Below are 12,730 nucleotides of genomic sequence, written 5' to 3'. Positions count from 1 at the left end.
GGCTAAAGCGGTGGGTTCTTCAAATAAGGATGCAAGATGCGTTTGTTTCGGAAAAAGAAGACGGCGGGGAGGTTTGACCTCACCACAGAGATCAGACCGAGCAGCCGAATCTCATCCGACAGCACGATCGGCAGATATTGCTACATCGGTGAACGATGCGATGTCACCCGAAGCAGTATCGGCAACTACGTGTCAATTGCGAACAACGTGAGCATCGGCCAGGGGGAGCATGACATCGATCGGATCTCGACAAGCAGCCTGTTCTACCGCGATGCAAAGGCAGTGCTCACGAAAGGCAGTTGCGACATCGCCCACGATGTTTGGATTGGCGTCGACAGCATTATCCGGAGAGGCGTAAACATCGGCATTGGGGCGGTTGTCGGCGCCAACTCCTTCGTAAACAGAGATGTGCCGGCGTTCGCTATCGTAGCTGGTTCTCCTGCCCGGATCGTCGGTTTTCGTTTCAACGAAGCACAACGTCAGCTTATCCTGGCATCCGAGTGGTGGGACCGTGATCTGGAGGACGCGCGAGAAAAGTTTGCTGAACTAGAAGAGGCCATTGCAACCTTGGAAGCCTCTCCGCTGCGGATCGATGCATAGCCCAAACGACGAAAAGCCTCCCCCGCCCGTGAAGGCAGAGGAGGCCAATATTCAGGTCCGCGCGAGAAGTGTACGCAATCGTACAAAGGCGGCAAGATGTCAGGAAGGCGGATTTATCCGCTCGCGCTCGACGCGGTCCAGACGCTGGCGAAGATCAAGAATAACATCACGGGCACCGTAGACGCTGCCCTGGGCCTCTTTCACCTCGTTGAGCTGACGCTGGAGGTCCTGATCCTTGTTTGTGTAGTTCTGCCAGACCCGCTCATGTTCTGCGCGTGGGACCAACCCTTCTCGGATCTCCTTGACCGACGCTTCCATGCGAGACCGATCTTCCTGCCCTCGCGCGGTCCGCCACTCCAATTCCTTCTGCGTGACCATGCGTTCGCCCATAGCCGAGAGAGCGGCTTGCGTAGTGTCCGCCAGCTTACTCACCGAAACCTGCTGCAGTTCGGCGTTCTTAAGTATTGCGGCATCCAACCTATCTTGGCCTTTGCTCAGGCTGTTGTAGAAAAACGCTCCACCGGTGGCGAGGATGGTGAAGCAGACGCCAGCCGCAGCCCAGATAACCGGCCACTGCGTCTTGGAATTAGAGCGCAGTTCGTTCGACAGGGTTGTGATGCTGGCGTTGACGCTCTGGAACCCGGTGTTCATGTTCGACCGGAGATCAACGATGTCTTTGCCTTGATTCTCCACGCGCTCGGACAACCGCGCATACTGAGCCATCGGGTCGAAGGCTATTCCGTTACCGTTCGGCATATCGCTGTTTCCGCTCGCCATTAATCCTGCCGCCCTTTCAATGCACCATCAGGTAGTTCATGCTTTATGAGCGGCGCGAATGCGCACAGCTCCATTGATGTTCTCGTTCCGGTCCCGTTGACCCGGTAGAACACTCTCCCATCTTCAACCTTCTCCACGGCGCGTACCGATCCGTTGCAGCCGCGATACCGTCGGCCGCCATGTATGTCGGTTTCGTTCATGGAAGCTCACGAGGTCAGAGATGGCGAAGTGCAGGAGATGCCGAGACACCGGCTGGGTCTGTGAAGATCATGCTACCCGCCCCTAGCTTGGCCCGAAGGCTTGCGGCTGCGGTGGCGCCGGTTTCATCTGGTAACAACGGGATGCCCTTTCAGACAAAGAAAAAGCCGCCCCGGAGGACGGCTATCTGATCTTGAAAATGTTGTAAGGTCGCGTGCTAGCTGCCCGAATTCAGAAACCTATGGGCATCAACGACGTGCCGTAAGACGCAGCATCTGGCAGAGCTGGACGAGCGCTCTGTCGCCGCCGCCGGAACGGATATCAGCGCAACGGTTGAGCAACTGGCGCTTCTCTCCGTCAGACATGGAATTGAACATTTGCTGCTGGGCTGCAGTCAAGCCTTTACCGCCCCCTGTCCCGCCAGATCCGCCGGATCCTCCCGAGCCCGCACCTGGCCCACTACCTCCAGCACCAGCGCCATTGCCGATACCGACATCAACGTCGAGGCCCGTGCCGCCAGATCCTCCAATGCCCACACCGACGCCTGCGTTGATGCCATCACTGCCGCCGACGGAAGCTGTGACATCAGCATCAACACCATCCGAGGTATCGAGACCGACACCAGCGTTTACGCCATTAGATCCGCCGACTGAGGCGTTGACGTCAGCATCGAGACCTCCGCCTCCTCCTACGTTGGCGTCCGCGTTGACACCGCCACTACCGCCAACCGATGCATTCGCGTCAGCTAATCCACTGCTGCCGCCAACGTTTGCATCAGCGTTCACACCGTTGTCGCCACCGACCGAAGCGCTCACTCCCAAGCCGTCACTGGTGTCGACGCCGACGCTGACGCCGTTTTCGCCTCCCACGCTCAGCCCCTGCGAGAAGCTGGGTGCGGAAAGAGGAACGATGAAGACGCTCGAAAGCATCAGGCACCTTAACTGATATCGCATTATCTTCCTCCTGATGAACCGGTCCAAACGCCGGCACTGGAGTGGAATGCGACTCAACCTGCAGTCGTTTCGCCTAATGCTAATTTAGCGGAAAACATACTCAAGAGACGGTGAATGGCAGTGGCATTTCGATACAGCAGGACCTCGATCCCATCTAATGCGGTTCATTTAGGTGCTAGGAAGCAAGATCTTGGCCTCATCCGCTAAGGCCAAATTAGGATCGGGATACCACTCTAGCGGCTCAACAGCTTACCGAGTGGACGTCCTGCCATGCAGAACAAGATCTGTTCGCTCATCCAAATGGGTGTCATTGCGGTTCTGGCCGCGGCGGAAGCTGCCTGCTTCGGCGTGAGCCTGTTCAAATGTGCGGCTTTCGCGATTTCGATAATATTGATGTTGCAGATCGTGTCGCTATTGGCGGAAGTAATCAGCAGATTGAGCGGTTCCTCTGATAGTTCGCCAGGGAACATTTCGGAAATACAGCATTAACCATCTTGTGGGACAACGACTGCGGGTACGTGAAGGCCCGTTCGATAGAAGGGCTCAGGCGGGAAAAACGGCTGAGCCCTTCAACCATTTAGCGATCGCTCATCCTTGGTCGCACAAGCTCTGTCATCTATTCAGAGTCACCTCGCCGCAAATCGAGGTACCCAGAGGAGAGCTGCCACCCACCGCCAGGCGGCTCTCCTCTGCTGGATACACTTCCCTTTCTGCTATGGGTGGAACAGGATGGAGCATCCGTCGTTCTGTGCGCGGTTCTGCTGGAGAACGCCATGCCGAGATACTACTTCCATATCCGCAGCGGCGGCGCACTTCAGGCCGACATAGACGGTATCGATCTTCCGACCCACACCGCGGCCTTGGAGGAAGCCATTTTGGGAGCTCGCGAGATGGTCGCAGACAGGGTTCGGAACGGCGAGGAAATAGGCAACGAGCAGTTCGAGGTCGTCGACGAAGACGGCAAGACAATCCACGTACTACCATTTCGGTCGGTCATTCGCCTGCGGGACTGCCCCTCTAAATGAGAGGGTATGCTCTACAGAAGATGGCGTTGATCAATGGCGCCCTGGTACAACAAGATGAGTGGCTCGGCGCGCGCTTTAACAACCGAGTAGGCGGTCGAGGTGGCGTAACCCCCTGTCACCTCGACCGCTACCTCTAACCAGCAGATGATGTTGGCGAGGTGGCCCGGTGTAGCCGGCTCAAGCGGCCACTGGATCCACTGGAGGCACTGGGCAGCCGTAGTAGTTCTTGATCTTCCGCGGCGTGTGAGGGCTAGCACACAGGCCGTCGAGCACACGGTACAGAAGTTCTGTCGAGCAAGCTGGCTTTGGAATGAACACTCCAATCTGCAGCCCGTTATCCAAAGTAGTAGCTTCCTCAAGCCGCGCCTTCCGATACATGACCCATGACTGGTGTTTGATCCAGTCATGGTCTCCAACATCTAGAAGACACGTGCCGTCACAAAGGTTGTTTGTGTAGGTGGTCACTGAGACGATTATCTGAAGGCCCTTAGCGCACGGTTCGGTGCACACGATGTGCAGATGCATCGTACCAGGATTGTGGCTCGGTCCGGATGGAATTAGCAGCGTTCCGGCTCTCGCAACCACCTAGTGAACCCTTGCGGCCTCGAAAGCTCGATCTATAGCTTTGAAGCTATCGGACAACTGTAGGAACTCGTCGGCATTCTCGACGCCGACAGAATTGAGAATACGCTGCATGGGGATGACAGCAGAGCCGCCATTCGGATCTTCCCATTCCGGGACGTTTTTTGGATCATGCGTCCAATCCCGCAACTGCCACTGATCCATGGCGCCGAACGTTTCCCAGACCGCGTCAACACAGGCGAGGTCGGCGTCGCTCAATTCATCAAGGTCGTCGACTGTGATGCGACTATCCGTTAGCGCTATACGGTGCTGCGCTCGATCTTCCAGGAAGTCAGACCAGCCGCACTCATCAAGATCGTACTCGCCGTTGATGTGGCTGTATGTCGAAGAATTTACTGGCCCATGGGGCATCGACACGCGGTTCTCTTCAAGCACCGGGAACCCGTAGCGCTTTATGCTCTCCCGATCGACAAGATACACGAGCTTGACCGCCTTTAGGACGTTCAAGGAATGCCCTCCGGTCTTTAGGATAAGTGACGCAATCAACTGCGCGGCTTTTCTCGGTTCGTAGCTCATGGCTTCTCTCATCGCGAGAAACGCGAATCTCGCGTCCATCGGTATACGTTAACGGATTTAGAACGCAATATGATGCCATCAATATGACTGAATGAGATTAAAGAACGTTTAGCCGACGTTCTGCAGTCGACCAAGGCACCCCACCTCCCTGTCGAAGGGCTGCGGAGGTCAAGGAGATGTCAAGGCTGATCTTCATCGGTTCACCGCCTTGTCATGCGCTGCGCATTCGTCCGGCGTGAAAGCACGCGCCGCGCAGAGCCCCGCCACCGTGTCATCGATCTTGTCCTGGTCGCGTGCTGTGGCTCCTCGAGCCCCGATCAGCGATGTCCCGGCGATCGACCTAGCCGTGGATTGCAGCTGGCCTTTCGCCACACTGACCGGTTTGGTGGATGTACACGCCGCCCCGCTCAACACATAGGCGGCGATTAACACGAGCACGATCCGCTTCATTGGTCAGTTCTCCGATGGCGGTATTGGTGGCAGCGGTCAGGCGGGCGGCTTCGGCTTCTCTCGCGTCACTGACGGCGGCAGGCACGTAGAGGAGCATGCACAGGCCAAAGCCTATCAGCGCTCCCACAGCGAGCTTGATGAGGTCGAAGAGGCTCATGCGCCCTCCTTCCTCACCTGCACCTCTGGGTCAGATGGAAGAACAGCCGGACGGGGGCGAAGCCAAATATTCAGCAGGAACAGCGCAGCCAGAAACAGTCGCTGATAATCCTGCGGCACGAGGGCGAGGATCTCTGGCGCGTTGAGGATCTCCGGCGCCAGCGTGGCGAACACGAGCAGCAGGTTGATTACCCACGTGCGCCAGCGGGCGATTGTCTTGATGATGTCGGTCATCAGAACCACCCCTGGAAGAAGTCGGAGAACCATGCGCCAGCCGCAGCCACCGCGGCGACGATGGCGGCAACCAGCCCCTTGGTCGCGTTAGAGGCGGTGGGCTTGCTTTCGCCCACAGGAGGCGCTGGAGCGGGTTTAGGCGTCGGGACTGGCGCAGGGGCAGGAGAAGCTTTGCGCGTGAACAGAGACCCCTCTGCAGCGCGGCGACGGGTTAGGCCGCGCAGAACCTTGCCGCCGGCCTTGTTCCACTTCGAGAGCTCGAACGGCACGGCCGCATAGTCACCGGCATTGAGCTTGCGGACGAGCGTTGAACTCGCCATCGCTCCCGGGCCGACGTTGTAGCACCACGACACGAGCGCGTCGAACTGGTTGTCATTAAGCGGAACGGTGACCGCTTTTGACACCGCGTCCGCATACTTCTGCAGGTCGTTTTGCAGGATCTCGGTGGCCTTGGCTTCGGTGAGGACAAGTCCCTTCGTCGCCGCGTACTTGGGATCCCCGGCTGCATCCGTATGGCCGTAGCCAATTGTCCAAATGCCAACGGGGTCTTTGTACCAGCGGGGCTCGAAGCCTTCGAACTCTTTCACGAGCGAGAGCCCCGCCGCGTTGATGCGTCGTGTCATGATGTTCTCCGATGTTGATGGACGAAGCCCGCCCGTTCTGGCAGAAGCCGCTTAGGACGCGACTGCCTGTAGCTTTAGACAGGGGTCGGGCAACCGATTGACGTCACGTTGCTGCCGGGAGATCACACCTGGCCGTCCTGCAGCTTCCCGATTTCTTCTGCTTCAGCAGCGGTCAACCTTCGTCCCGGGGCAGGCTGAAGCACCGGCACTCCCATCTTCTCAGCCACATAGGCCGGTTCGTATTTCTGCAGAAGCTGGTAGGCCTCCTGCAACTGGTTGGAGAGGTGGTCGATACCACCAGCGAGGCTATCGCATTCGTTCTGGAGGGCTTCGTTGCGACGCTTGAGCGACGAGATCATCATGGACATAGGCTGCGTTCCTGCGTGAAGTTTCTTATGGGGTTGCGAGGAGGCTTTTGCAGCCGGTTCATTCCGTTGACCAGGAGACAGCCGCAGCGGCCTTGATCGCCTCGGCCGCCTCAGCTTCTGCGATCGCCTTCTTCGCCGCCATGCGCTTGCCCTCGATGCCGGCCGACAGGATCTGCCAACCGGCGAAGGTGTCGACGATCGACTGCGCTACATCAGTCTTGGTCATGCCGGTGGCTTCAGCCTCCGCAACGATGTGCGGGATCTCGGCATCCGCGATCGAGGTATTGGCGAGCTTGGCGCGCGCCTCTGCCAGCTTCTGCTGATAGGTCATGGCCTGGCCGTCGCCGGCCGTGATGAAGTTGAGGCGGTATGCCTCCGCCTCACGGTCGACCTTAGCAACCATCTCCGCGCGGAGCAGATCGATATCGATCTCAGCCTCCTGCGGGGACCATGAGTCCACAACCGCATGAAGCCCGGAGGGGACAACCGGCCAGTCGCCCGTATTTTGGAACAGCTTTTCTTCCTGCCGGCTGAGCTGCTCGTCGATGGCTAAACGGTCTGCGTCAGGCAGCAGAGACGTCACCTTGGCTGCGAGCTCGTACCAGAAGTCCTGGACCCCGAAAATCTGCTGCCGCGCCAGCCAGATGGCAGACGCGGCGACCCAACGGTCGACAGTCTGCGCCTGGTGGGCTTTGACCACGGCATCCGCCATGGCCTCATACATGCTGTCTATGCGGTACATTTTATGTTCCTTCCGCTGGATACGTCGCAGGTTAATGTGAGGGACAGAAGCATCAGACGGAGATCCCGAGGATGTAGTAGCGGATGCCCCGGACCTGGTCGGGCTGGTAGTCGTAGACCCACTGCGGCGGGTTGCCCGCGGTGCGCTCCAGCACGGGGTTGCCATTGAAGGTCACGAAGGTCGCCTGGTTGTTCGTCAGGTAGCAGTAGGACGAGTTGCCCTGGTGATACCGCGTCTTGTTGTTCCAGGACTCGGTAATGAAGGTCAGCGCAGGATTGATCTGCCAGCCTTGCGTGCTGTGCTGGTTGTAGGTCCAGTACTTCACGAACGGGAACAAACCGTTGTTGTTGAACGTCTTCGTGACAGCCTGACCCTGGTTCAACTGCCCTTGGATCTGGCTGCCCGGGTAGTAGATGCCCGGCGACACAGGGGCGACATCGATCCACCCCTCGTCGAGGATCTGCAGCGCCGGCCAGCGGCTATCGAGGATGACGTCTGAAAAATTCGGAGGGTTGGCAGATCCGGGGCGAAGGAACTGGACGACGTCCTGACCGCCGGCGGTGAACTTGTTGAGCACCTTGTTCGTGCCGGAGCTGGGGCTCGCGTCGTCGAACGCCATAATAATGAAGCGGGCCCGACAGGCTGCTTCGGCGTTCTGGATGAACATGCTGGAGCCTGAGAACCAGTACTCGCAGGCCAACGCGTCGAAATACTGGCCCGCCGGGAAGGTGATCACGCCGCCGTTATAGAGGATGATGTCGGCGACCGTATTCGGTCCGACTGCGAAGCCGAGCGGCACTTCCGTCACAGCACCGGCCGCCAAGGCAACATCACCTGTCTTGATGACGCTCGCGGGCCTGCGGCTGCTGTCCATGGCAAGCTGCGTCGGTGTGGCAGTCCTGACGTCGTAGCCGGGCTTGGCGACCTTGCAGGAGTCCTTGTCGATCTGAACGACCCGCTGCCCCGGAGAGGGCGTTTTCGTCGCCGAGTCCTTTATTGCGACGTTATTCGCGGGCAGCTCCCAGAGGACAACATGCCGGTCGTAACCTGAGTTCTGGTAAGAGCCCTGCAGGACGAGAGCGTTCCCGACGGCGCCGAAGAAATTGTAGATGGTCGTACCGGGGTTTCCCCAGCCGGCGAGATTTTCATACCATATGCCGGGGATGTCGCTTCTGTTGTAGGCCGCTTCATTGCCGTTGTAGGACGTCCCCTGAAACCGGCGCCTGCTGATCTCGACGAAGCGGCCGTCCGATCTGCGCTTCGACTTCAAGTCGAAGGCGGGGAATGTGTATTCGCTGGAGAAATAGCCGCGCCGGTAGATCGTCTCCCATGAGTTGAAGTCGGTGTAGTGCGCATAGTTGTAGTTCGATGCGTTCCGGCCGGAGGGGTAATAGGCGGTCCCGCTCGGCGTCGGCAGCTTGTAGACATTGTTGATCTTAATGTCCTTGAACCATTTCGAATTGTACAGGAAAGAACCGTAGTTCGTGTCTGGCTCGGTGAATGGGTTGATGCTGCCCTTCGTGATCTTCACGCAAGTAACACCAGTGCTGTCGAGGCCGATCAGTGTCCTGGTCATGAGTTGATGATGATGTTGCCGTTGTTGAAATCGAGCTGCATCTTGCCGTTGGTGGACGAGATGACGCCGGTGACGCTGGCATTACCGAAGTTGGCGCTGATGGCGGTGAGGCTATTGACGGCAAGCTTGTCGGCCGTGATGGAGCCATCAACTATCAATTCGGCTCCGTTCTTGCGCCGGACAAACAGTTTCCCCAAAAGGTAGGTGTAGCCTGGACTTGGAGAGCGGCATTCGATGCCAAACTTGGCTCTTACGATCTGGTTGCCGCTGCCTATCGTGGCCGGCACTTTGAGGGAGCCCGAAATTTTCTGCCAGCTTCCACCGGTTTTCGGGAAGTCGATTGCTACGGGATAAGCGTACCCGGTCTGGGTTGAATCCGTGCATTGAGCGTACAGTCGCCAAGTGCAGGTGGCCCCTCCTTGATTGTAAACCCATGCCTCGAAATAATACTCATCTCCCGCGTTGACCGGTACAAACTCGGTTCCTAGAAGATTGATTGTTCCGGCCGGCGAATTGAATGCTGCCGAATAGGTGACCGGCCTGTTTGCAGGCTCAGTCCCAGTGCTGACATAGGTCGGTGCGTTGCTGACCCATCCATCCAGACCCTGGGAAAAGTCCCCGTTCAAAACGACGTTGGAAAAATCGGTCAAGACAAGCTGTTTGGCCGTGATCGAATTGGCGGCAATCTTGTCGGCGCCAACAGAGTTGGCAGCGATCTTGTCAGCCGTCACGGCACTTGCTGCGATTTTGGCCGCCGTGACAGCGCCTGACGCGATCTCCGTCGCGGTTATCGTGCCTGCCTTGATGGCAGCGGCAGTAACGGAATCGACCGCCAGTTTGGAAGCGATGATCGCCCCGTCAACAATCAGCTCGGAATTGTTCTTTCTGCGAACGAACAGCTGCCCTGCCGCGTAAAGACCTGAAGCATCCGGGTTACGGCACTCTATGCCAAACCTTATCTTCGCCACCATATTGCCGTTGGAAACCGTGGGCGGAACGGTTAGCGAACTCGTGATCTTTTGCCAGCCGCTTCCGGTTTTCGGCACATCTATTGCGATCGGGTACGCGTAGGCCGTTTCGGTAGAGTCCGTGCACTGGGCGTAAAGCCGCCAGGTGGAGGAAAAGCCCGACTGATTGTAAACCCACGCCTCATAATAATATTGGTCTCCAGGATTGGCGGCCAAAGCATCGGTCTTCAAAAGAGTGCAGGTCGCGGTCGGGCTGGTAAATCGCACTGAACTACCGACTGGCCTGTTGGCAGGCTCAGGGCCGACGCTGGTAAATTCGGGATGATTGGCCGACCACCCGTCGATCCCTTGTGAAAAGTCGCCATTCAAAAGAACGTTTGAGAAGTCTGTTACGACCAGCTGCTTGGACGTAATCGAATTGGCCGCGATCTTGTCGGCGCTCACCGCCCCTGCAGCCAGCTTCTCCGTGGTGACCGCATTCGCAGCGATTTGATCCGCCGATACGGCACCCGCTGCAATCTTGCCTGCAATCACTGAATTGGTGGCGAGCTTGTCAGATGTGATTGCGTTGGTAACAAGCTTCGGGGTTGTGATGGCACCGTTAGCGATCTCGGTCTGAGTGATCGTGCCTGGACCGACTTCAGCCTCGATAGGCGCGTAGGATGTCCCGCCCCACTGATAGAGCTGCCCGCCATAGAAGATCGTCGAGGTGGACTTCTGTGTGGGAAGTGGTCCGCTGCTGACGATCGTGACCGGCTCTATTCCGCTGGCGAACTTGGTCGCGGCAATTGCGCCATCTGCGATCTTGGCAGCCGTAACGGCGCCCGTGCCAATCTTATCGGCAATGACGGCGCCGGTCGCGATAACCTCCGCGGTCACGGCCGCAACCGCGAGCTTTGCCGTCGTCACCGCCTTCTCGGCCAGCTTCAGGCTGGTGACGGCCTCGTTCATGATCTTGGCGGCCGTGACGGCGGCGTCGGCGATCTTGGCAGCCGTTATAGCGTTGTCGAGGACATCTTCCGCCGCGATCAGGATGTTCGGCGTCGTCACATCGATCCAGCTGGACCACAACGTCTCGCGCTGAGAGAAGGGCACGAATTTTCCAGCGACCTGATAGACTGTGTTCGGCAGGAACTGTCCGTTCAGGATCCATTCGTAAGGCGATGCATAGGGCGTCTCGTCGCTGTCGAATACGACGGCAGCGGTCGCTTTCAGCCGAACCTTTACCCATACCTTGGCGACGTCTTTCTGCTGAGAAGAGCATCGAACCAGAATCGATGGCCGCCTTGCGTTGCCCGCAGCATCACGAAACTCTGCAGGTTCCACCTCCCAGCCGTACATAGGCTGAGGGGCCGGACGAATGACACCGACAGCTCCATCAACAGGAGGGTGGAACTCTAAATCGCTGTTCCAGTCGTAGTCGGCCGGGTCGACTTCGCGAATATCAACCATGACATCGAGGTTGGCGCGATCGGCAACCCCGTCGATGATCATCAGCTTATTGGCGTAACCGTTGCGAACCGACGTCCACGCGAAGACGGTGCCAGGTGTGGCGTAGGCCCAGAACCGCGGCGGCAGGACGAGCGTGTGCCGGCGGAAGCGGCGCGCTTCTTCCAGTGCGGATTTCATTAGCCTCTGCACTTGCTCCGCATACGGCACGAAATCCAGAGGCACGTCAGCCATCAGCCGGCGGCCACCGTCAAGCGTTTCGAGGTCGCTGCGGTAGAGCGGAGGTGCCGTTTTTGGCACCCATCCGTCGGCTGGCGAGGGATAGGTTGCCGAAATGCCATTGATCGTGTCCGCGAGACCGAGGAACGGCGTGAAGGTCTGCTCTTCCGTCGACAGGATGTCATCGTCGCTGAAGGAGATGACCGGAGCGTCCGGCGCACCGCAGAGGAGCCGGTAAACGCCACCAACTTCCGAGATCTTGCCTTGGCACGAAGTGAGTATCGCTTCCAGCGCAGTCGTCAGCGGGGCATCCACCTGGATTTCCCCGGCGCTGCGATAGGTCGGTTCTGGACCATCCGCACCTTCAATGGGCGCGCGACACTTCGCAATCTGCTGGATCCAGTGAGCCACGGGCAGACGGGCGGCGGGCAGGTTCTGAAGGCCGTAGAACCACTCTCCTTCATAAGTGATGCCGCGAAGCAGGTTATATAGCTGGACTGCCGGCAGATGGTCACCGTCGCCGCCCCACGTGGCGGGATTGCTTGCGCGATGCGATCCGACGCCCCCTACAGTGCTGTCGCGTGACGGATCGTAAAGCTTCAGACCATCCACCACGAACTTAAAGGAGGGGATGCCGGAGAACTTGTTCGCTGACACCAGCGCCGTGACAACGACATAAGCCACGCCGCGCCCGATCCGATTACTGTTCCATTGCCGGTTGGCATTCGAGGCGTAGGTGGTCAGTAGCGTATCGGCGGCGGTTTGCGTGCCGTCGTAGAACTTGATCCAGAGATTGTCAGCAAACGCACCCGTCGCAGCGAGACCCAGCATGGTGTTGCCGCCGAGGGTGATCTTCTCGCCGTTGCACCAGAATTCCTCCAGCCCCCCAACAGGAAGATCGGAGAGGGCAATGACCTGCGTCAGGTAAGCGTTCGGTGTGTCGTTGTCCTGCCCCCAGGTGTTGACCCACACGAGCGAACCAGCGGTGGCATAGCGACCAAGGATAAACGAGCGCGGCAGATCTCCGCCGCCCTGGATGGTGCTGTTGATCGCAAAGTTCTGGGATGCACTCGGCTTGCCTGCGAGCGCTTGGCCGAGAAGGCTGACGCCAACCCCAACAGCGGTCTTGAGCAGGAACGTGCCGATCGTGCCGAGGCCGCCAATGAAGGTCGATACTGCCGTGATGGCTGACGCCACGGCTGTGAAAATTGCCATCAGAAATTCCCTGGAAGCG

General features: G+C 58.4%; 13 protein-coding genes. 3 read left to right on the top strand and 10 right to left on the bottom strand.

Going from position 1 to position 12,730, the window contains the following annotated elements; genetic code table 11:
- Nucleotides 1–36: 36 nt before the first annotated feature.
- Complete coding sequence (locus M0654_RS22720) at nucleotides 37–600, top strand: CatB-related O-acetyltransferase (protein ID WP_282571523.1); 564 nt, start codon at nucleotides 37–39, stop codon at nucleotides 598–600.
- A 99-nt stretch (nucleotides 601–699) separates the two neighbouring features.
- Here the strand turns inward: M0654_RS22720 and M0654_RS03815 are convergent, their stop codons facing one another.
- Nucleotides 700–1,377, bottom strand: a complete 678-nt coding sequence (locus tag M0654_RS03815; protein WP_248681917.1) for a hypothetical protein — start codon at nucleotides 1,375–1,377, stop codon at nucleotides 700–702.
- Between the two features lie 446 nt (nucleotides 1,378–1,823).
- Nucleotides 1,824–2,528, bottom strand: coding sequence for a hypothetical protein (locus tag M0654_RS03810; protein ID WP_248681916.1), 705 nt, complete (start codon nucleotides 2,526–2,528; stop codon nucleotides 1,824–1,826).
- A 270-nt stretch (nucleotides 2,529–2,798) separates the two neighbouring features.
- On the opposite strand from M0654_RS03810, the gene M0654_RS03805 reads away from it, so the two are divergent.
- Both M0654_RS03805 and M0654_RS03800 read left to right on the top strand, forming a co-directional pair.
- Nucleotides 2,799–3,017: a hypothetical protein gene (locus M0654_RS03805; protein WP_248681915.1), complete on the top strand. Its 219-nt coding sequence runs from the start codon at nucleotides 2,799–2,801 to the stop codon at nucleotides 3,015–3,017.
- A 284-nt stretch (nucleotides 3,018–3,301) separates the two neighbouring features.
- Nucleotides 3,302–3,553: a DUF6894 family protein gene (locus M0654_RS03800; RefSeq protein ID WP_248681914.1), complete on the top strand. Its 252-nt coding sequence runs from the start codon at nucleotides 3,302–3,304 to the stop codon at nucleotides 3,551–3,553.
- 585 nt (nucleotides 3,554–4,138) lie between these two features.
- Here M0654_RS03800 and M0654_RS03795 read toward each other — a convergent pair.
- The 8 genes from M0654_RS03795 to M0654_RS03755 all read right to left on the bottom strand — a co-directional run bounded on the left by M0654_RS03795 (nucleotide 4,139) and on the right by M0654_RS03755 (nucleotide 12,711).
- Entirely contained in the window at nucleotides 4,139–4,711 is a 573-nt protein-coding gene (locus M0654_RS03795) for a Panacea domain-containing protein (protein ID WP_248681913.1), read from the bottom strand.
- Nucleotides 4,712–5,051: 340 nt separating this feature from the next.
- Nucleotides 5,052–5,318 carry a hypothetical protein gene (locus M0654_RS03785; RefSeq protein ID WP_248681911.1) on the bottom strand — a complete coding sequence of 89 codons (267 nt, stop codon included), beginning with the start codon at nucleotides 5,316–5,318 and terminating at the stop codon, nucleotides 5,052–5,054.
- Nucleotides 5,315–5,551: a hypothetical protein gene (locus M0654_RS03780; RefSeq protein ID WP_248681910.1), complete on the bottom strand. Its 237-nt coding sequence runs from the start codon at nucleotides 5,549–5,551 to the stop codon at nucleotides 5,315–5,317. The genes M0654_RS03785 and M0654_RS03780 overlap by 4 nt, the downstream gene beginning before the upstream one ends.
- Nucleotides 5,551–6,174, bottom strand: a complete 624-nt coding sequence (locus M0654_RS03775; protein ID WP_248681909.1) for a lysozyme — start codon at nucleotides 6,172–6,174, stop codon at nucleotides 5,551–5,553. Before M0654_RS03775 ends, M0654_RS03780 begins: the two co-directional genes overlap by 1 nt.
- A 122-nt stretch (nucleotides 6,175–6,296) precedes the next feature.
- Complete coding sequence (locus tag M0654_RS03770) at nucleotides 6,297–6,542, bottom strand: hypothetical protein (protein ID WP_248681908.1); 246 nt, start codon at nucleotides 6,540–6,542, stop codon at nucleotides 6,297–6,299.
- A 58-nt stretch (nucleotides 6,543–6,600) separates the two neighbouring features.
- Complete coding sequence (locus M0654_RS03765; RefSeq protein ID WP_248681907.1) at nucleotides 6,601–7,284, bottom strand: hypothetical protein; 684 nt, start codon at nucleotides 7,282–7,284, stop codon at nucleotides 6,601–6,603.
- Between the two features lie 52 nt (nucleotides 7,285–7,336).
- On the bottom strand, nucleotides 7,337–8,860 hold the full coding sequence (locus M0654_RS03760; RefSeq protein WP_248681906.1) for a hypothetical protein: 1,524 nt from the start codon (nucleotides 8,858–8,860) through the stop codon (nucleotides 7,337–7,339).
- Complete coding sequence (locus tag M0654_RS03755; protein ID WP_248681905.1) at nucleotides 8,857–12,711, bottom strand: carbohydrate binding domain-containing protein; 3,855 nt, start codon at nucleotides 12,709–12,711, stop codon at nucleotides 8,857–8,859. The genes M0654_RS03760 and M0654_RS03755 overlap by 4 nt, the downstream gene beginning before the upstream one ends.
- Between the last annotated feature and the right edge of the window lie 19 nt (nucleotides 12,712–12,730).

It is taken from the genome of Neorhizobium turbinariae (assembly GCF_023223505.1).
In the GTDB taxonomy this organism is placed as follows: Bacteria; Pseudomonadota; Alphaproteobacteria; order Rhizobiales; family Rhizobiaceae; genus Neorhizobium; species Neorhizobium turbinariae.
Note: the sequence above shows the minus strand (reverse complement) of the source record. Positions and strands in the feature narration are given on the sequence as shown.